The 18,572-nt window shown below is 39.7% G+C and carries 21 protein-coding genes and 1 pseudogene; 14 read left to right on the plus strand and 8 right to left on the minus strand.

The window, feature by feature from the left end; translation table 11 throughout:
* Nucleotides 1-3: 3 nt before the first annotated feature.
* The 5 genes from ABEB05_RS11630 to ABEB05_RS11650 form a co-directional block, all read right to left on the minus strand.
* The gene (locus tag ABEB05_RS11630; RefSeq protein ID WP_265790330.1) at nucleotides 4-1,227 is read right to left on the minus strand and encodes a DUF4374 domain-containing protein; all 1,224 of its coding nucleotides are present in this window, start codon (nucleotides 1,225-1,227) and stop codon (nucleotides 4-6) included.
* A 26-nt stretch (nucleotides 1,228-1,253) separates the two neighbouring features.
* Nucleotides 1,254-3,614 (minus strand): TonB-dependent receptor, encoded by a 2,361-nt coding sequence (locus ABEB05_RS11635; protein ID WP_265790332.1) that lies wholly within the window; start codon nucleotides 3,612-3,614, stop codon nucleotides 1,254-1,256.
* Nucleotides 3,615-3,995: 381 nt separating this feature from the next.
* A complete protein-coding gene (locus tag ABEB05_RS11640; RefSeq protein WP_265790334.1) occupies nucleotides 3,996-5,132 on the minus strand; it encodes a tetratricopeptide repeat protein in 1,137 nt (378 codons plus the stop codon).
* A 359-nt stretch (nucleotides 5,133-5,491) separates the two neighbouring features.
* Nucleotides 5,492-5,980: a YciI family protein gene (locus ABEB05_RS11645; protein WP_265790335.1), complete on the minus strand. Its 489-nt coding sequence runs from the start codon at nucleotides 5,978-5,980 to the stop codon at nucleotides 5,492-5,494.
* 189 nt (nucleotides 5,981-6,169) lie between these two features.
* Nucleotides 6,170-6,397 carry a hypothetical protein gene (locus tag ABEB05_RS11650; RefSeq protein ID WP_265790337.1) on the minus strand — a complete coding sequence of 76 codons (228 nt, stop codon included), beginning with the start codon at nucleotides 6,395-6,397 and terminating at the stop codon, nucleotides 6,170-6,172.
* Nucleotides 6,398-6,534: 137 nt separating this feature from the next.
* Between ABEB05_RS11650 and ABEB05_RS11655 the strand changes: the two genes are divergently transcribed.
* The gene (locus ABEB05_RS11655) at nucleotides 6,535-6,960 is read left to right on the plus strand and encodes a DoxX family protein (RefSeq protein WP_265790339.1); all 426 of its coding nucleotides are present in this window, start codon (nucleotides 6,535-6,537) and stop codon (nucleotides 6,958-6,960) included.
* 68 nt (nucleotides 6,961-7,028) lie between these two features.
* On the opposite strand, the pseudogene ABEB05_RS17130 reads toward ABEB05_RS11655, so the two are convergent.
* Nucleotides 7,029-7,217, minus strand: a pseudogene (locus ABEB05_RS17130) (IS30 family transposase); the annotation flags it as partial.
* A gap of 287 nt (nucleotides 7,218-7,504) precedes the next feature.
* Nucleotides 7,505-8,383: a hypothetical protein gene (locus ABEB05_RS11660; RefSeq protein ID WP_265790341.1), complete on the minus strand. Its 879-nt coding sequence runs from the start codon at nucleotides 8,381-8,383 to the stop codon at nucleotides 7,505-7,507.
* Nucleotides 8,384-8,441: 58 nt separating this feature from the next.
* Between ABEB05_RS11660 and ABEB05_RS11665 the strand changes: the two genes are divergently transcribed.
* The 12 genes from ABEB05_RS11665 to ABEB05_RS11720 all read left to right on the plus strand — a co-directional run bounded on the left by ABEB05_RS11665 (nucleotide 8,442) and on the right by ABEB05_RS11720 (nucleotide 16,632).
* The gene (locus ABEB05_RS11665; RefSeq protein WP_265790343.1) at nucleotides 8,442-8,771 is read left to right on the plus strand and encodes a hypothetical protein; all 330 of its coding nucleotides are present in this window, start codon (nucleotides 8,442-8,444) and stop codon (nucleotides 8,769-8,771) included.
* Between the two features lie 64 nt (nucleotides 8,772-8,835).
* On the plus strand, nucleotides 8,836-9,972 hold the full coding sequence (locus tag ABEB05_RS11670; protein ID WP_265790345.1) for a serine hydrolase domain-containing protein: 1,137 nt from the start codon (nucleotides 8,836-8,838) through the stop codon (nucleotides 9,970-9,972).
* A 10-nt stretch (nucleotides 9,973-9,982) separates the two neighbouring features.
* Nucleotides 9,983-10,306 (plus strand): hypothetical protein, encoded by a 324-nt coding sequence (locus ABEB05_RS11675; RefSeq protein ID WP_265790348.1) that lies wholly within the window; start codon nucleotides 9,983-9,985, stop codon nucleotides 10,304-10,306.
* A 389-nt stretch (nucleotides 10,307-10,695) separates the two neighbouring features.
* The gene (locus tag ABEB05_RS11680; RefSeq protein ID WP_265790350.1) at nucleotides 10,696-11,934 is read left to right on the plus strand and encodes a site-specific integrase; all 1,239 of its coding nucleotides are present in this window, start codon (nucleotides 10,696-10,698) and stop codon (nucleotides 11,932-11,934) included.
* Nucleotides 11,935-11,936: 2 nt separating this feature from the next.
* Nucleotides 11,937-12,686 carry a hypothetical protein gene (locus tag ABEB05_RS11685; RefSeq protein WP_265790352.1) on the plus strand — a complete coding sequence of 250 codons (750 nt, stop codon included), beginning with the start codon at nucleotides 11,937-11,939 and terminating at the stop codon, nucleotides 12,684-12,686.
* 109 nt (nucleotides 12,687-12,795) lie between these two features.
* Nucleotides 12,796-13,071 (plus strand): helix-turn-helix domain-containing protein, encoded by a 276-nt coding sequence (locus ABEB05_RS11690; RefSeq protein ID WP_265790354.1) that lies wholly within the window; start codon nucleotides 12,796-12,798, stop codon nucleotides 13,069-13,071.
* Nucleotides 13,072-13,080: 9 nt separating this feature from the next.
* On the plus strand, nucleotides 13,081-13,209 hold the full coding sequence (locus ABEB05_RS11695) for a hypothetical protein (protein WP_265790356.1): 129 nt from the start codon (nucleotides 13,081-13,083) through the stop codon (nucleotides 13,207-13,209).
* A gap of 182 nt (nucleotides 13,210-13,391) precedes the next feature.
* Nucleotides 13,392-13,784, plus strand: coding sequence for a rolling circle replication-associated protein (locus ABEB05_RS11700; RefSeq protein WP_265790358.1), 393 nt, complete (start codon nucleotides 13,392-13,394; stop codon nucleotides 13,782-13,784).
* 397 nt (nucleotides 13,785-14,181) lie between these two features.
* Complete coding sequence (locus ABEB05_RS11705) at nucleotides 14,182-14,427, plus strand: hypothetical protein (RefSeq protein WP_265790360.1); 246 nt, start codon at nucleotides 14,182-14,184, stop codon at nucleotides 14,425-14,427.
* A 114-nt stretch (nucleotides 14,428-14,541) separates the two neighbouring features.
* Nucleotides 14,542-14,889, plus strand: coding sequence for a nucleotide pyrophosphohydrolase (locus tag ABEB05_RS11710; RefSeq protein WP_265790362.1), 348 nt, complete (start codon nucleotides 14,542-14,544; stop codon nucleotides 14,887-14,889).
* A gap of 2 nt (nucleotides 14,890-14,891) precedes the next feature.
* On the plus strand, nucleotides 14,892-15,875 hold the full coding sequence (locus ABEB05_RS11715) for an HNH endonuclease (protein WP_265790364.1): 984 nt from the start codon (nucleotides 14,892-14,894) through the stop codon (nucleotides 15,873-15,875).
* Complete coding sequence (locus ABEB05_RS11720; protein WP_265790366.1) at nucleotides 15,868-16,632, plus strand: hypothetical protein; 765 nt, start codon at nucleotides 15,868-15,870, stop codon at nucleotides 16,630-16,632. The genes ABEB05_RS11715 and ABEB05_RS11720 overlap by 8 nt, the downstream gene beginning before the upstream one ends.
* A gap of 266 nt (nucleotides 16,633-16,898) precedes the next feature.
* Here the strand turns inward: ABEB05_RS11720 and ABEB05_RS11725 are convergent, their stop codons facing one another.
* Nucleotides 16,899-17,918 carry a hypothetical protein gene (locus tag ABEB05_RS11725; RefSeq protein ID WP_265790368.1) on the minus strand — a complete coding sequence of 340 codons (1,020 nt, stop codon included), beginning with the start codon at nucleotides 17,916-17,918 and terminating at the stop codon, nucleotides 16,899-16,901.
* Between the two features lie 61 nt (nucleotides 17,919-17,979).
* On the opposite strand from ABEB05_RS11725, the gene ABEB05_RS11730 reads away from it, so the two are divergent.
* Nucleotides 17,980-18,558 (plus strand): Mom family adenine methylcarbamoylation protein, encoded by a 579-nt coding sequence (locus ABEB05_RS11730; RefSeq protein WP_265790369.1) that lies wholly within the window; start codon nucleotides 17,980-17,982, stop codon nucleotides 18,556-18,558.
* The last annotated feature ends 14 nt before the right edge of the window (nucleotides 18,559-18,572 follow it).

Genomic DNA, 18,572 nt, shown 5'->3' on the forward strand with positions numbered 1-18,572 from the left:
TTACTAGTTAAGGTCGTAAATACCTTTCAATTTGTTACCCAGAATCTCCGCTCCCTTTGTAGCCGTAGCATTTTCTACATCAACCTTATAAACATGTGCACTTTCGGAAGTGGTAACACTCATATACACCATTCCGTCATTCACGTACCAGGGACTTCCATAAAAACCACCGTGGAGAGGCATATTACTTACTTCCGTAGATGTTTTATTTTCAAGATCCAGCACTACCAATTTGTGGATTTCATTGCCTGCTGAAAATGAGCCCCAAAGCTGGGAATCATCCGTGACAATGTTGGCCACTGCCTTACCGTTACCTACATATTCAATGAAGTTAATCTTACCACCGGCTTCTTCTTCCACATCAAAAAAGTAGCTGTCATTGAACTCGGTTTCTCCGTTATTGATGCGCAGAATTCCAGAGGATTTTGACTGGGTCGTAAAACCGTTTGCCAAAGAAGCAGAGGAATAGGCATACAGGTTATCATTCTCATCAGCAATCATGCCGTTAAAAAGACCATATACTCCAATCGGACCCATACGGGTATCCGTAATGTATTTTTCAAACTCAAGCTCGGGATAGGAATACATGGCTACATATGCCGTATCGGTCTGCGGAGTAGAGAAATCTCCACGCGCATGTATTTTATAAAAAGGGACAAACAACTTTCCCCCACGGACTTCCAGATCTGTTGGCCAAGCGACCAGCGAGTCCTCTTTACTTTCCCAGATACGCAAATTCTCTTTCCCCTGAATAGAAACCGAATTGATATCGATTTTGTGCAGAACTCGATCCGCAAAATCAATACGGGGTACTTCCATGGCGAGTGCCGTATTGTCATCGGCCTTTCCAAATAAGTCAAGGGTATTTTCAAAAACAAAACGGCCTTTTTCAGTAATATTTCCCTCGTCATCGAGTTCATAAGCAATAGCGTTGTTGTCATCAAAATATCCAACGCTAAAGAGTGTGTTATTTTGTTCGTACATATAACGCCATCCGGTTTGCTCTATACCTATTCCTTCGGCAGAGAGGGATCCGCTCATCAGATCTTCGGTATTGAAGATATAGTCGGTCGATTCATTTTCTGAGCCCTGTGCTGTAAAAGCTACAGTATAATTTGTTGGTTGCTGTTGCTCTTCTTCATTCTCTGAGCCGGCAATATCACTGCAGGCAGTTCCCAAAGCAGCAAATAAGCTCAGCGCTAAAATTAAATTTCTGTTTAACTTCATCGTATTTAATTAGAGTTTTTGGATTATTAGTTAAAGAGGTATCGAAATTTTACTTGAAATGCCCGTCCGGGTTTTTGCAGCCTAAAATGGTCATAAGCCTTCGCATCTGTAATATTGGAGAATTCCAGATTGATATTATACCGGCCGTTCTCCAGGGAATATCCCAGCTGAAGATCCTGCACATATTGACGCGGAATAACATGCTTGCTGTCATCTGAGCCCAGGCTTGGCCATTTCAGATAATATTCTTCTACAAAGTTGCCTCTCCATGTCAAAGACAGTTTATCATCGGGGACAAAGAGTGCATCAAACTTAAGCCCTGCGCCCTGACTGCTCATCAGGTAGGGAATGTTGGGAATGCGATCACGGTAAACATGGCTGGTTCGTCCGTCCTCATATTTTGAGTTGTTTAAGATATTCTGGTAGGTGATGTTCATATCACCAAAAAACAAGCGCTTATATTCATAGCGGACACCCGCCTCAATGCCTGAGCTAATAACCTTACGCTGGTTTATATACTGACTGGTAAGGCCGGTTGCTTCTATACGGATCAAGTTTTCGGCATCCCGCAAAAAATAGTTGGTTTCTGCCATCAGCCGGTGATTGCCCATGAGTCGGTCGAATTGTATACCAAGATTAAAATTGTTGCTGTTCTCGGGAGACAGCTGGGGATTGGATAACAGCAGCAGTCCATCTCCAAATACTTCATATCCATCTGGGAAACGGTACGTCTTTTCAAAAGAAGATTTCACCTGTAACCCTTCAAAAGGATGGTAGGTAGTGGCAACTCCATAACCCGGCTTAAAAATATTGCTGTTAATTTCAGATCGTTCACCGTCCCAGTCAACGTCGATAACGCTTGAGTTAAAGAAATACAGTTTTGAAAAAACAGTAGTATTCCAGACATCGTCAAACAGGCTGAGCTTATAGCTCCCGGAAAGCACTTTCTTGTTTAGCGTATTCGGATCTGCAAAAGCCACAGGATTTGTACTGACTGGATCATGTCCCTCGCGGTTGATGTAACTCTGGGTATAATTTAACACCGCCTCGTGCGTATCATTTAACTGGTACCTCAAATTGAGATTATTCTGGAAAGCCTCATCATTGTACTCAAACAGTGTTTGATCCCAGCTGGACTCTGCGATATTTTGATTGTTCTTACGGTCAAACTCACCGAGCCAATTGTACGAAACGGCACTAGTATCAACAACACCCGAGTTCCCGTTCAAATAGGAAGCAAAAACCTTGATACTCAGATTTTGCAGATTTTTACGGTAGGTCAGGGAACCGAGCTTCGTATTGCTTGTAGTATGGACGCGGCCAAAGACCCGATCCATGCTCACTCCGTGCTGCACCTCGTCATAATTGTCAGCCAGTGACAAGCCGACCATAATTTCGTCGGCAAAGCTTAATCCACGGAATCCCGTTTCCACTTTAATCATCCGCGATTCATAGGCATCATGAAATCGCTCGACCTCCTGCTCCTCGCCATAGGTTCCCGTCTCCGGATCAGGGATGCGCACATCGATGGTATAATTGTTATCAGAATAGTTGTAAAAGCCGTTGGTTTTCAGGACGAAACCAGAAGAAGGATGTACATACTGGCCATCGAGCGCCAGTTTGTGAGTATTAAACGAACCCACCGTATACGAAGCATCAATATAATGTTGCGGCGACTGCTCCGTCACTAGGTTAACCGCCCCGCCAAGAGCATCTCCGCCCAAGTATACCGGGACGACTCCCTTATATACTTCCACCCGCTCAATCAGATTCACCGGTATGTTATTGATGCCAAACGTACTTCCATAATTTTCTATCGGCATCCCATCAATAAAGAAACGTACCTGCCGGCCGGAAAGACCATTGAGCGACAAATTGAATTTCGAACCGAGTCCACCCTCCTTTCGAATATGTATACCCGGATTGGTTTGCAAGACTTCGTCAACATTGTAACTCGTATTCTCAAGGCTTTTGGTACTAATCGAAGCAATGCTGAAAGCCTCTTCCCGCTTAATTTTAGTCTGCGACTTCCCCTGAACCATCACTTCATCCATGATCAGGGTATTTTCATGCAGCGTTATTTGGATACTTCTTTTTTCTCCTTCCCTTAGAACGACTTTTCGATCCTGGGAAATATATCCTATGGCTGAAATAGTCAGTGTATATTCACCTGGAGTCAATCCATCCAGTTCAAAATAACCTTCCTGATTCGTAGCATCGCCTTTGTTTATGCTTTTTATTTGAACCGTAATGCCAACCAGCGGTTCGCCTTCAATATCCTGTACATGCCCTGTTATCTTCCCCTCTTTACTCTGGGCAAAGAGTCCACTCATCCCGACAAGTACAATAATGAGCGATAATAGAGAGACTTTCTTTTCGAATGACACGAAACTTGCTTATATTTGTTTAGATCAGTTCTTAATAATGGTCAGAATATACCTTCTCTACTACAAAAGCTCAACATTTATTTAGATTAATTATAAATAGATATTTTGACTAGATAATCCCACCCAGAAGTGCTTCAAGAGAAAACGCATCTCTTCTAAGAATAAGACAAGATTAGCACGGACATCCCTGCTGACAGATTCATATACATTTGTTTAATGCTGGCGACACTATTCATCAAAAGGCTTCGTTCTTAGAGTTTATCAATGCCTCCTTCCTGATATTTAAATAGCAATTCACATATGACAGAAATAAAAAAAGGGCACTCAAAAAGTGCCCCTCCAACTTAACCGATAAGTAATCCTAAATATTTTCCGAACATCCTATTCCGTTTTGGGGATTCCTGAGCCAAATGCTAGAGGTGCGAAATTGGAATGCATCAATTTCCATCCGTTATCCAGCGTCCATACCTCACTTGCACGGGTTTTATAAGCTACTGGTGTATCACTTCCACTTACAGTATATTCTCCGTCGTTGTTAAAGGTTGTAACCGCAACCCTCATATCCGGACTGAAATAAACTTTTAAGTCGCTCACATCCCAGCGATTCCATACTATACCTAGATCTTCCTCTTCAAGTGTTTCATAGAATACGCATGGTTCCATATCAGAATTACAGGCAATCATTCCTACATCCTCTGAATAAAACTGTGCCAGATTTTCAATATCATTTTCCATCTGGAATGCTATTCTTTTTTTGGTCATAGTTTTCAGGCTATCTGTCAGATCCACCTTATTACTCTGACGTAAATATATACCTGCATTTACACCATAACCCGATCCACCCATTGCGGCATAATCCAGCGCCATAACCTGATGCTTAAAGGCAGACTCATAATCTCCCATCAACGCATAGTGCTCGGCCATCGAATCATGAGCATTGGGGCCATCATGGGTGAGAAAAACCTTTTTAACAGTTTCAAGAGCTTTCTCCATGTCCGGCTCTCCATATTCTCCCTGTGCGTAATAATATGACATCGTATTATAAGCTGAAGATGCATATTCGGGAAACTCCTGCACATACTTGGTTAATCTATCACCATCTTCAGCACTTAAGCTTGCCAATAAAGAAAAAAGCGGAACCTTTGGATACGCTTCAGCCATTTCTATTCGAATCTCTGACTCTTCTTCATCCGGAGCTGCCAGTATCTTATGCCAGGCTTTTTCCTGCTCGGTAAAATTTTGTGTATCAAGATCTTTCACCTGTTGATCACGCGACCCATATTGTCCTCCCAACGCAGCATTGACCTTAACCAACTTGGCCGCACCGCATTTTTCATCAATCATAAGAGCAGCATTGGCCATGCCCACTGCTACAGATGATTCAAGATTTACAAGATGAGCAATTGCTTTGTCTGTGATTTTGTTCGATTGCTCATTACATGACGTTTCGGTCAGCCACTGTGCATTAACCCCCATTGCGATTAGACATAGTCCAATCGTTAAGTAATATTTTTTCATTTTTACCCTCCCATTTATTTTAAGATATGGTGGAATACCACCTGATAAATGACGCTACGAAATAAATACTTATGATTCTAATTAATTTATCCTAAGCATTGGTTTACCCTTCAGGAGATAGAAAATGTGCGGGTATATATTTCAATACCATTTGCAAAATCAATATGGCTCCGATTAACCTGCAGACCTAACAGATGGGAACCGTTTGTTGAGGAATATTAATTGTGTCTGCAACTAGTTTTCCGGGGAATCCAAAAACCTCAGATCCATTCATCCTCCGTGTTATGTCCGAGACATGAAACCATCCCGGGCAATCTTTTGCATGACTTACCGACCCTTCCAGACTAGTCTCCGAGACATTATGGATTTTCTTTACTGATTTGTGAATGGATTTCATTCACCTTTTTGAGACCTGCTGATCCGTACCAGGGATGCAGTTCCATTTCCAATCGGCCGGCTTGAATGGCCGGATCGGTTTCTGTCAACTCCCTCGCTTCTTCGACTGAAGAAACATCAAAGATATAAATCCCTCGTAATTCTCCATCCCCCAAAAATGGGCCAGCCACAATTAATTTACCTTCGGTGGCTAATCTCCGGATATTGCTCATATGACCTTCCTGGAGTTTTTGGGCTGTTTCTTCATCATGCTCTCGGTTTGGGCCCGATTTTAATAAGGCCACAACATATCTGCGCATCCCATATTCATCTGCCCCCAATTCAGCAGCTAGTTCTTGATCATAGCTCAACTCTTCGGATATATTATTTCCATCCTGACTTGCTTCATTTGTACATCCTAAAGCAACTATAGACAATAAAAGTAAAACTGTAACTGATTTTAAAAATTTCATGCCAACCAATTTTGTTCAAAAGAATATTTACTATTCAATCTAAATACTTCCGGCATTCAAAAACAAGAGAAGTATTCCCATTTAACATTTAATAAGGTTAAAAAAGGCCCACAGGTCGACCAGCCTAGCAAATAACCGGTGCATTAAACTGACTGGTGAGGTACACAGAAAAGGTATAGGCATTGAACGTTAAATAATAGTGGGCGAATAGTCTTCCAAAACATTGATTAAAGAATCAACAAGCGTCGGAGAAAAATTATCTTCATGGTTAATAATGTGATGAGTAGCTAAGACAAGTACTTTAGTTTTTTTAATGTTGTCTCCATTGGTGGATAATTCGTCAGAGGATTGGGCAAAAACGGAACTAGAAATTGCAACAACAGAAATAAGAAAGAAGGTGAAAAATATGCGCTTCATAATTTAAATGCTCTTTTTCATAAGACCTTTTCCTAATGTTAAAGTATTTAAAACAATACGACCTTATTCTAATTTTCCTAAATTATTTTTGTATGATAATAAATATTATTTAATTATTAATATGAATAAACAACTTTATGATAAAGAAAGCACTTTCCATACATATTAATAGCCTTACAAATTCCAGCTTGCCGATATTAGTATTACGACTAGTCGCAGGATTTGCTATTTTTTTTAATCACGGTCTCGGGAAGCTTGGGAATGTTTTTTCGGGTAACTTTCAATTTGGAGATCCAATCGGGCTCGGTCCAACATTGTCACTGATCCTTGTAGCCTTTGCAGAAGGAATATGTGGTATTTTGGTTATGCTGGGTCTGGGTACAAGGCTGGCTTCCGCTGTCCTGGTTATTAATTTTATCGTTATAGTCTTTGTTGCCCACGCAGGGGATCCGTTTGGAGACATAGAGGATGCAGTACTCTTTCTAACCATTTTTATTACTCTTACTCTCCTTGGTGGAGGCAAGTACTCACTTGATAAAATATTATTCCCAAATCATAGATGAGAGTTACGAGATAAAATTATCTTTGGCCGTGTTCAAATGATAAGTGCAACAGCGCGGTGTTTTAATGATTATTGAATAGGATTAAGATAGTCAAATTTTTGTATAGGCCGAAAGTTGAGATACCCTTCCACTGTTTTTATTTGCTCCTCAGGGATCTTGCGCAGGTCGGTCCTTTTCGGAAAGAATCGCCGAATAACTCAAATACGATTCTCGACAGTTCCCTTATCCTGCTAAGTGTAGGGGCGGGTAAAGTAGGTATCGGACATAAATGCCAGACTTCCGTCATCTCTTTGGATTGATCTGCCTCACCAACGAGAGCTGCCATCATCTTGGGTCCATCTGTTTACATATTGTCTTTAGATAGTATGTTTACATAACTACGGCATGTTATATTCGCTTTTTTAAAATTTTTTGTAAGGATTGGGCTCCAAAAAAATCTTACCTATAACGTTGGCGCCGTGATAGGCCCGGTAAGTATTACCCCATCAAGAGGATACCCCTTGCCTGCTCACCGATAATACCGCCAGTCCATAAAACAAAATATTCAGGGATGGGTATGCCCGGGCTCCGCTATATTTTTCAGAATCAGGACAGACCCAACAATAGCGATTATACTAACCAGCGGGATAATTACGATTGCCGGCATGATACTCTGCCCCAGCATCCCCATAGCGATTATCTTCGCCGTCAAAGCCGCCATCATTATGGAGAGAAATATATAATAGACCGGGGCAAGTAGGTATCCGAATGGCCTCTTTTGCATGAATAATAGTCCCGCTACAAAGGAGAGTGGCAGGAGCAAGCCGAGGTCCAGTCCCTGTACAATCAGCGTGGTATAGTGCTCAACCTGGACCGGTATGACCGAACCATCCAGCAGTGGAGGAACGACCACTCCCAGCCACATCATTCCGATGGCCATGCTGTTGAAAATAAGGAAACCTCCCAACCATTTAACCGGGGTCGAGGCCCTAAAACGTTCAGAAAGACTACTCAAATCAATAGAAAGCAGTGTCTGAACAAAAGCAAAGAAGGAGATTCCAAGCAGGGCCGTATATATGAGAAACAGGATATTATACATGCCCATCACCAAGTAAAATAGGTACGTCACTAAAAAATAACCCAAGGTCCCAGCCAAGAGAAACCGTCCCCTCACTGAATTTTTTCTAGCCCATAGAAGAGATATCAACAGTAGGGGAACTGCTACAAATAATGTAATATAATCCTGGGCGATGCCCTGTGGCGCCACATCAACCGACATATGCTTGTAGATTCCTTCCCCATACACGGTGACTACCTCTCCGCGGACACTCTCTATCTCGTAGGTCCCCGGTCCACCCGAAGAAAAAGCACCCGTTGATGCGGCAATAATGGCCAGCACCATGATAACCGCCGACAGGATCGTTACTGATTTTTTGTACCTCATAATAGATACCTCCCGTTGTTAAATTAATTTATCAGCTCTCCTTTAATAAGATATCCCAATGGATTTCCACTTCCATTCTATTTTTAAAGATGAAATAACCGTGCCAATCCTTATCCGTAATTCATACTCCGCTAAAAATATCCCTGCATTGAGAATATCACGTATTCTTTCACAAATAGGGATGAGCCGGAACCGAAACAAAGACTGTATCCATTCCACTTCTACTGCAATCCTGCATCATCCGCTCGCTGATATTTGCAGCGATGCAGTATTCCCATTACGATCCGGAAAGATCTCATCAAGAATAGTGGCAATACCGGTCATTGAAAGGCTATTTCAAAAATCCCTTACCCTCCTTCCTTTTTGGGTACAAAAATTGCATCCTTAATATATCTTGAGGGTGTCTCACAGAAAAATTTGACCCACAATAGAAGCTTTAATATTTCAGGTGTATGAAACGGCTTTACTATTTCCTTTTTATCATAGCTACTACAGCAGCTTGTGGCAGCGTAAGCAATCCCGAGGTGGCGGTGAACCAACTTCAGAGTCAATCCGGGATATCGGAGGTGCAGACTGATCGTATCTTCCATACCCTCCGTTTTTATCCCAACCAGACCCAGCTTTCGATTGCGTTTATTGATGATACCTCCGCCGTATTCTATGGCGCCGTTCGTGCTGCCGATACCTTACGGATTACCGATAATAAAGACCTTGTTTTTGAAATCGGCTCCCTATCGAAAGTATTTACCGCTGCGCTGCTTGCGGATCTGGCGTATCAAAATAAGCTGGCGCTCGACCAGCCCATAAAGGAGCAGCTGGACTTTCCTCTCAATGTCAATGACAGTCTCCGGATTACCTTCAAGCACCTGGCGAACCACACCTCTGGCCTGCCCCGTCTCCCATCCGGGTTTATCTGGGAATCGATGTGGCACATGGATAATCCTTATAAAGATTATGACGAGGAAAAACTCCGTGATTATATGCGCAATGAAATGGAGCTGGATCATGTTCCGGGCACCCACTTTCAGTATTCCAATATCGGAGCCGGCATCCTTGGGTATGTGTTAACCCATGTTGAAGATCAATCCTACGAAAAAATGCTGCAACAGAGGATATTTCAGCCGTTGGATATGCCTCAGACAACAACACAGCGAACATTGGTTGCGGAGAAACTCGTACCCGGATTAACCAAGCGTGGAAATATCGCGACCAACTGGGACCTCGGAGCAATACCCGGGGCGGGAGCCCTTCTCTCTACGGCCGTGGATATGGCCCGGTTTGGATCAGCCAATTTTGATACCAGTAATAAGGTATTGAACCTACAGCAGCAGAAAACTTTCGGTATAGACGAAAAGATGGATATCGCCCTGGGCTGGTTTATCCTGAAACAGGATTCCACCACACGCTGGCACTGGCACAACGGGGGCACCGGTGGCTATCGCTCCTCCATGGCACTCGATCTGGACCGCAAAAAAGGAGTGGTCGTCTTGTCTAATATCTCGGCGGGACACAGCCACGCGGCCCATATTGATTCACTGAGCTTCACCCTGCTCCGAAGTATGGAGCCTGTCCAACAACCACTTAACTAAATTCACCATCATGCTGCGCATACTTATTCCTCTTATCACGGTAATCCATGGACTTATTCACCTGATGGGCTTCCTGAAGGCTTTTCAGCTGGCAGAAATTGAACAGCTCAATCTCCCGATATCCAAAGTATCCGGGATCTTCTGGCTGGTGGCCTGCCTGCTAATGCAGGCTACCGCCGGAGGCTATCTCCTTAAGATCGATGGGTGGTGGATACTGGGGATGATCGCCCTTGTCATTTCCCAGGTACTTATCTTCTTATACTGGCCCGATGCCAAATTTGGAACGATCGCCAATATCATCATTGGCATTGCCATATGGATGAACTTTAGGTAAAATAATTGCGCCATACCGGACTGATGGAATCCATCAAAAAAGGGCGAAAGGTGGCGTTGCAGGTGAACCCCGATCGACTGGAGGAGCTCAAAAACCTTTTCGACGTGCCCATCGACCAAACCACCCGGGAGTGGATGGAGAAGGAGGGTTAATGAAAACAGAATGGAGTTTAAATTATAATTGCTCTCTCTTTGGGCTCCATTAACTTATATACTTAAAGTACCCCCACCCGGACTTTATCTCTATTCTTTTTCATTCATGTATTAGGCGTAAATAGTACTATATATGCTTTAAATAGCATATATGTGTGTCTTATTCATCGTTTAAATGTTGGTAAATTCAAAAAATGTTGTACCTTTGTTGTACCATTATAATTTAGGTACAACAATATGGCAACAACTTATCACTTTTATTTACGCAAAGATAAAAAGAGAGAGAACGGAGAGTGTCCTATTTATTTAAGGATAACTCAAAACCGTAAATCCCGGTATGTTAGCACTGGTGTTTATGTTAAGCCCAGGTTTTGGAATCCAGAAAAAGAAGAGGTTAGAAAGAGTCACAGAAATTCTAAGAGTTTAAACAGTATCTTGGATCGGGAACAAGATAAGGCCGAAACTGTCCAGGCTGAATTAAGTAAGCATGGGAAGGATTCAGCAAAGGCTATTCAGAAACGCTTAAAACATCAGCAAACCGGAGATTTCTTTGATTTAGCGGATGAATATTTAGAGGAGATTAAAAAATCAGGAAGTCATTATACTCATAAGAATGCCAAAGTCGCTATTAGAAAGGTAGAAGCTTTTGAAGGTTCTCGTTCTTTACCTTTAAGGCATATTGATACTGAATATTTAGAACGTTTTGAGCGGTTTTTGGAAGACGAATATGATAACCATCCCAATACGATAAGTAAGAACTTTGGGCCTATCAAAGGGATTATTCGAAAGGCATTAAAAAAACACCTCATTACGATTAATCCCCTGGTTAATTTTGAAGGTGCGAAACGGGGTAAACCTAAACCTAAGACAAAGCTTTCTGTAAAACAGATTGAAGCAATTCAAAGTTACGATTTTGAGGAGTTTTCTAATCTCTGGCATACCCGAAACTACTTTATGTTTTCATTTTATAGTGGTGGTATCCGGTTTGGAGATTTATGTTGCTTAAAATGGAAGGACATAAAAGGCGACCGTTTATCTTATCAGATGAACAAAAACGAAAAGGTATTTACGATTGAGCTTAATGAGTACCAGCAAGAAATATTAGACTATTATTCTACCGATAAAAAATCGGAAGACTTTATCTTTCCAATTTTGAATAATCACAAAGATTATTCTGATCCTATATTCTTGCGAAAACGAATTAGCAGTAAAAATGCTCTTATCAATAAGTGGCTAGGAAAGATTGTTGACAAAGTAAATGAAGAGCTGGAAAAAGAAGATTCTGACATTCCAAGGCTTGATAATATTTCTTTTCACGTAGCACGTCATAGCTTTGCCCAGTATGCCGTTGAACAGGGATTAAGTATGTACGAGTTAATGCAAACACTTAGGCACTCTAAGATCAAAACTACGCAAAAATACCTGAAAGGCTTGGATGAACAATTGGCAGATAAAGCAATGAAAAAAGTGTTCTAAAAATGAGTAAAGGGAAATATACTTTTGCGGATTGGAAATCCGGACAAATAGAAAAGGATTACGCCAATAAAGAAATTGAAGGGTTTAATGACCAAAACCTGTATGGGGTAGGGTATTTGCCCCAACAGTTACATGAGCAGGGTTTTATAACTGATAAGGAATATTCTAAAATTGAAAAAGCACAGAAAGAAATTTTCGACAAGTCGGTAGAGAATGCTTATAAATCTTTTTTGAATGAATTTTTAGAACGATTAGAAAATGCTTACAAACCTGCTGAATTTATTCAAAATAGAATAAACAGATTACAATCGGAACTTGACCGTGCCTCCAATCATATCCTAGAACAAGTTTACGAAGGCAATTGGAGTAAAGTTGGTATAGGCCATAAAGCATATGCAATGGTAAATAATTCAGATGGAATGGGATGGACTTATTTACATAACACAATACAAACACCTGCAGATAACACCAGGTCAGCCAATCATGTTTTTGTTAGTACAGTTAGTCTATATCAAATAGAGGAATTAGAAAAACTTTTGAAATCTGAATATTCTAAATCCGAGAAAGATGATAGAAGAAGCTACGGACAACATCAAAAAAATAGAAAATGGATAATAGAAAAGTTTGAAGAGCAAGAATCCAAACAGCCATCTCAAAACAAAACCGCGATAGCGGTTAAAGAACTCTACAAGAAAGAATTTGGGCTTAATATAGATAAGTCAACAGTTTTGAGGTACAACGATAGAATGTAATAGTTCACCTATCTACCTTTTCATAGAATCTTTTTCATTGATGAAAAAATGAAAAAGTTGCGTTCTGATTATTCTATAGGCGAAGACAAATTCAAAAGCCTAAATAGTCATGAACGTTTTTATCCCTACAAAAGAAGATCTGGAAGATATTATTTCCAGAAAAGTTAAAGAGACGGTAAACGAAGTTCTTCCCGGTGCGATACGCAAAGCCACCCGGAAAGAATGGTTAACTACGGATGAAGTAATGGAAATGCTTCAATGCTCCCGTAGGCACGTCCAGTATCTAAGGGATAGTAAGCAACTCCCATACTCTCAAAATGGCCGGACAATACGGTATCACATCCAAGATGTGGAAGCCTTTTTAAACCGCCATAAAGTAGAATAACATCAACTAATGGGAGAACTATACGATTTTCGGGCCATGCTGGAGAGCACCCCGACCACACGGAGAAAGCCCGGGGAGAAACGATCCTTCCCGGGATTCTCTTACTCCTTTCTCTGTGTGGATAAACTCATAGGATGATCTCTATTACTGGCATTTGCTGTGGAAAAGGCTCTTGCTGGCGTACCGGGGAGGTCAATCTTTATCCCCCCGGTACGCCTAAGAAGCAATGAATGGGAATAAAAAAAGGCGGACAGAGTGTTCGAAGCACCCTGTGCGCCTATCAGATTAATTAAAGCATAACACTTTAAAACTAACCCGTAATGGATAAACAAAGTTATGAACAAAGAGAACAGTACGCAAATTGGTTGTCAACCGAAAAATGGGACTATTTCTTCACCGGAACATTCCGGTTCGAAGATATCTCTCCAAACGGCGCACGCCGGGCCGCTCAACGATTTTTTCGCGGTTTCACGACCAAAGAACTTATTGTTCTTTTCATCGAATCGGGAAAACTCTACGGCAAAGTCCATTTGCACGGCCTGTTACGTTTCCGTTTTGATCAACGGCCAACAGCTCAAACTATTTGGAAGCGATGGTTCGATAAATATGGCCGTGCCCGAGTGGAAACGATTGAATCCCGGGAAGCGGTCTCCAACTATTGCTGTAAGTACGTAACCAAACAGATGAAGGATGAAACCTTCATTGTGATATGATTACGGAAAGTGATCGGTTGGCACTGGATTATCGCGATCTGGGATTATGGAAAGAAGACATTCCTACCAGGTGTGGTGGCGTTGAGAATAACAGATGTTCAAAATGTGGAATTGCATTCAAAAATAATGTTAGAATTACCGTGTGTATATCAAATGAAGCCGGCAATGAACATTATGACTACCACAAAGAATGCATCACTAGTATGTTAAATCGAAACGAATCAAAAATTTAACACTTAAAATGCCATTTAAAGGCTATAAAAGGATATGAGGACCCAAAAGCCGTGCCGTTCCGAAGCCCGGCAAACCCAAAATATTTGGGTATAATTACCCGGCTGAAATGGGTTCTCAGCCTTTATGACCGAGAAAATGAAAAAATTACTAAAAATTTAATGCTATGGATGAAGAAAGAGAACCCCGAAACACGGAAAAGGAGAAGAAATTAACGTGCCCAGAGTGTGGAAAAGCGTTCAAGGACATGAGAGGATTAACTTCTCATGCCCGGCATATACATGAGATCGAAAAAGAGAAATTAATTCAGCTTATAGAGCAAGAAGAAGACAATGTGAATATGGGCTGGAAAATAGTAGGTGGTATCGGTGCATTCTTAGCTACCATTATCACCCTTGGCAATTCCCGTTAATTCAAGTTGCCATTGGCTTTACGTGGAGATAAAACTATTTCCAAAAATGTCCTTTATATTTATTAAGATTATAATCGTAAAAGTTAATGGGAAAAATATACCAGAATTCCTTTCATGGATAGATTAGAAAAGATTATTAAGAATATTCTGGAGTTTAGAGAGGAAAGAGATTGGGAACAATTTCACAATCCGAAAGATTTGGCAATCTCCTTGAATTTAGAAGCCTCAGAATTACTTGAGCACTTTCAATGGAAATCAGACGAAGAAATTGAAGAGTATATAGCTGAAAATAAAGATTCAATTAGTCAAGAATTGGCTGACATTCTTTATTGGGTACTTTTGATAAGTCATGATCTGGATATTGATATTGAGTCCGCTGTTCAAGAGAAATTAAAGTTAAATGCTAAGAAGTATCCTGTTGAAAAAGCAAAAGGTAAACACACAAAATATACGGATCTTTAAATATGTCTAACATCTGGAGAATGACCGGGCCTCCCGAACATTGGATTACAACACTAATTAGAAATGCTTGGGGATTAACGGAAACAAACAAAAATATTTGGGATAAACTATCCCCAGGTGACCTTGTATATTTCCATTCAACTGCAAGTTCTTCTGTCGTTAGTAGTGCTAAATCATCTATAGTAGGATTTGGAATAATAGATAATTCTATCCGCACTAAAAGTGAACTCTGGTGGTTAGAGGAACATAAAACAGGGAAAAATGAATGGAAATATGTTGTGCCATTTAAATCAATAGAATGGTTCTCAAATGTTGATTCCATCAATCGTAACAGATTGATCCATGAAAAATCAGTAAATGAAATAAGACGAGAAATTAAAACTATTACTCAAGATGGTATTTCTATTTCAAAATTAAGTGAAATGGCAAAATCCATTGATCCAGAGTATCCCAACTTTCCAGTTAATGGTTCTGCTTCTGGATTTGAAGATATTTATGAGGACCTAATTCTGCAGTCGGCAGAATTCGATAAAGATAAATATGAGGATCTTATTGAAACAGATTATTCTGAGTTAATTGACGATAGTTTATCAGATAATCTAAATAAGTTGATGGAAGAAGCCCGTAATTATACGCACAAGGACAGATACGATGAAAAAAATAATTCCCGTTCAAAAACAAGACGAGAAAATGAAAAACAAAAAAGGCGTATCGCCAAAATCGAAGATTATACTTGCCAAGTTTGTGGTTTCAGATGTGAATATCAAAACTTAAATGGTCAAAAATGCTACATAATTGATGTTGACCATATTATTCCTAAATCAGATGGTGGAACTGAAGAAATTGACAACCTCTGGGTACTTTGCCCTAATTGTCATAGAAAGAAAACCCGCGGATTAATTTCTATTGACGTGGAAAATAAACAAGTGCTTGAGAAGGGAAGTGAAATTGAAATAACCGATAACCATTTATTTCAAAATGGATAACAAGAATCGATGGATTTTAAAAACAGTCAAAGAAATAAACTCTTTCTTTTCCGATGAAAATATCGCAAGGCTTAAAAAAGCAACTGGCGAAGAGAAAGAAGAACTATTTGAAGAGTTTACCGATAAGATAAAGGCTGTTGAGAGACACACCGTAAATAATCCAGGTGCACTCATCTACTTAAAGCCCAGTGAGGACCGAGAAACTATTGAAGGAATATTTCAAACATTTGGTAAGAACCTTGATCAAAGGGAAGCCTTTGATGCACTAGTTGGTGGACATAATCTTGATTTTTTAATGAATACACTCTACGCTTACATCAACAGAGCTTCTCAACTTACTCCAACATTTATTTCAACCCGATACCATAGTAACGATTTCAGGAAGTATTTCAATGAAGCTATGGAGGCCTGGACTCACGGGCTAGATAATGCAGCGCTCATCATGATCTATTCGGTACTTGAAGAAGCAGTAAGAAACTCATTATGCCAATCTGTACCAGAATTGTGTCAAAAACTTTATATCTCCAATGGCGATGAGGTCAGGTCAAATAATGACTATCCAATGAGCAAGCTTATTGAAATAGCTAGAGATAGAGATGTGATTTCCTACGAGACAGAAAGGAAATTAAAAAATATAGGCAAGGCTAGAAATTCAGCAGTCCACAATCTCGACAATTATGACTCTACAAACGGTAAAGAAGTATATCAGATTCTTTTAGATGCTAGAGATATTATTGAAGACGTTTACAAACTTTAGCTCATTATTTCTCTCATTATCTGCAAACGGTAAATTATAGAAACTGAATTGGAAAAATTATCGTGTCAAAGTGTGAAAGGGTTTTCGGACATGAGGGAATTGACTTCTCATGCTAGGCACTTTCATAGTCTTGCAAAGAAGGAATTCCATAAAAAATCAGCCATAAATGTAGTCTGTTTTGAGTCCTTGAGATCTTATCTCTTTCAAAAGATAGATGTCATCTAGTATTGGGCTTGTTTATAGTCCCATAACTCACTGTGAGATGATTATTTTTTATTAAATAGGTAAAACAAAAGTCCAGATCCACTACCAACCATAATAAGGCCAAGTACTAATAGCTTCCAACTCATATTCTCCAAAAATGGTTTTGTATCAGGTAAAGAAGCATTAGCAATTATTAAACCAATTAAGATCAACGCACTTAAAAGGCCAAACACCCAGGGTTTCCAAAATGACTTTTTAATTCTCCAATTTAAATTAACACTGAAGTGTTTATTATTATTATTTGCATTTTCTTGTAGTGTTGTAATAGCTGAAGAAGACGAAACATCTAAGGAATTAGTCTTTAAATCTAGAATCATCGTTTTTCTTATAGCATCAATGATAAATCCATTTGAAGAATGAATTTTCATGTCATCTGACGAATATGATACATCTAATTTAGAGCCAGACTTCGGATCATAACACGAAAGGTCAAGTTGATAGTTCTTACCATCTTGTAATTGATAATATGATGAACGATTGTTTGATGAATATTTTGGTTCTTTGATTTTATCGCCATCCCTAACACTATTTATGTGGAAAAAAAGTGAATCATTAAACTCTTTTTCAATATCCTTAACTCTATTGATCCATGATTTTTCGGGAACATCTTTGAGAGTTAAAGCTGATACCATTTTGTAGATAGGTAAATCTTTTTCATCCGTTTTGGGATGATAGTCCTTATCGGTAAAATCTTTTAGTTTGAGATAAAAATTTACAATTTCAACGTTTTCATCATAATATATCTCTTTAATTTCAGCCTTTCTTATAGGGTGAAATTCAATATTTCTTAAACGCTCTTCTTTTGTAAGATTTGAATCATTACCGCTTACAAAAAATATAATACTGTCCCTATCAATTAATTCATCCCCGTTGATTTTTGATAGAATATCTTGGTCAAGATGTTCTTTTCTATATCTGAATTCTATAATATAATTTTTGGGTAGGCATAAAACTCTGAAGATATCACCTTTATACAGATCCCTATAATCAGAGCTAAAGAGTGCTATTACTTTTTTACTCAAAACTGTAATAGATTATGTTTAGATTTATAAAACCAAGTTATAAAAAAAAACCTACAATTAAATGCTTTTTGAGTCTTACAGGTTTGAGAAAACAGAAATCAATGAGAAGAGATCAATAAAATTACCTTCAGATGGACTAAAGGCCCGACATCTCGAATTTGATGAATGCAATAAGATTTATGCTGTAAATATTAATAAAAGATGGCATTCTAGATTGCCGAATTCGCAAGAAAAACCCTGGCAATTCGCGTTTAAAGCGCATTTTAGAGGGGTTACATTCGCTATTGCTTTGTGGAATAATCCTAGCGCTCGGACATTGCCTAATAACTGGTTAGAGCTTAGGAGATTAGCTTGTAGCAATGATGCTCCTAAGAATACTCCCAGTCGTTTTATGGCCCACATGGTTAATTTTTTCAGAGATAATTGTCCGGAAAAAGAAAAATGTATTTCATATCAAGATACTTCGGTTCATGAAGGTACTATATATAAAGCTGCTGGTTGGGAAGTAGGTCATATTACGAAGGCTAGAAAGCGAAAAAGGGATTATAAAAAACCTGGCACCGATAGGCTTTATCGAAAAGATAGTAATGGTAAAGATGTGGCTTCAGCTAGGAAGCTGAGATGGGAAAAAGAATTATAGTTTTGTTACTACCT

The sequence above is a fragment of the Fodinibius salicampi genome (assembly GCF_039545095.1).
Lineage (GTDB): Bacteria > Bacteroidota > Rhodothermia > Balneolales > Balneolaceae > Fodinibius > Fodinibius salicampi.

Coding starts and splice junctions, on each gene's coding strand:
- ABEB05_RS11630 (WP_265790330.1), bottom strand. CDS start 1,227: ATGAAGTTAAACAGAAATTTAATTTTAGCGCTGAGCTTATTTGCTGCT.
- ABEB05_RS11715 (WP_265790364.1), top strand. CDS start 14,892: ATGTCTAACATCTGGAGAATGACCGGGCCTCCCGAACATTGGATTACA.
- ABEB05_RS11665 (WP_265790343.1), top strand. CDS start 8,442: ATGGATTTCCACTTCCATTCTATTTTTAAAGATGAAATAACCGTGCCA.
- ABEB05_RS11710 (WP_265790362.1), top strand. CDS start 14,542: ATGGATAGATTAGAAAAGATTATTAAGAATATTCTGGAGTTTAGAGAG.
- ABEB05_RS11660 (WP_265790341.1), bottom strand. CDS start 8,383: ATGAGGTACAAAAAATCAGTAACGATCCTGTCGGCGGTTATCATGGTG.
- ABEB05_RS11645 (WP_265790335.1), bottom strand. CDS start 5,980: ATGAAATTTTTAAAATCAGTTACAGTTTTACTTTTATTGTCTATAGTT.
- ABEB05_RS11705 (WP_265790360.1), top strand. CDS start 14,182: ATGGATGAAGAAAGAGAACCCCGAAACACGGAAAAGGAGAAGAAATTA.
- ABEB05_RS11720 (WP_265790366.1), top strand. CDS start 15,868: ATGGATAACAAGAATCGATGGATTTTAAAAACAGTCAAAGAAATAAAC.
- ABEB05_RS11690 (WP_265790354.1), top strand. CDS start 12,796: ATGAACGTTTTTATCCCTACAAAAGAAGATCTGGAAGATATTATTTCC.
- ABEB05_RS11685 (WP_265790352.1), top strand. CDS start 11,937: ATGAGTAAAGGGAAATATACTTTTGCGGATTGGAAATCCGGACAAATA.
- ABEB05_RS11680 (WP_265790350.1), top strand. CDS start 10,696: ATGGCAACAACTTATCACTTTTATTTACGCAAAGATAAAAAGAGAGAG.
- ABEB05_RS11675 (WP_265790348.1), top strand. CDS start 9,983: ATGCTGCGCATACTTATTCCTCTTATCACGGTAATCCATGGACTTATT.
- ABEB05_RS11730 (WP_265790369.1), top strand. CDS start 17,980: ATGCTTTTTGAGTCTTACAGGTTTGAGAAAACAGAAATCAATGAGAAG.
- ABEB05_RS11640 (WP_265790334.1), bottom strand. CDS start 5,132: ATGAAAAAATATTACTTAACGATTGGACTATGTCTAATCGCAATGGGG.
- ABEB05_RS11695 (WP_265790356.1), top strand. CDS start 13,081: ATGGGAGAACTATACGATTTTCGGGCCATGCTGGAGAGCACCCCGACC.
- ABEB05_RS11655 (WP_265790339.1), top strand. CDS start 6,535: ATGATAAAGAAAGCACTTTCCATACATATTAATAGCCTTACAAATTCC.
- ABEB05_RS11670 (WP_265790345.1), top strand. CDS start 8,836: ATGAAACGGCTTTACTATTTCCTTTTTATCATAGCTACTACAGCAGCT.
- ABEB05_RS11700 (WP_265790358.1), top strand. CDS start 13,392: ATGGATAAACAAAGTTATGAACAAAGAGAACAGTACGCAAATTGGTTG.
- ABEB05_RS11650 (WP_265790337.1), bottom strand. CDS start 6,397: ATGAAGCGCATATTTTTCACCTTCTTTCTTATTTCTGTTGTTGCAATT.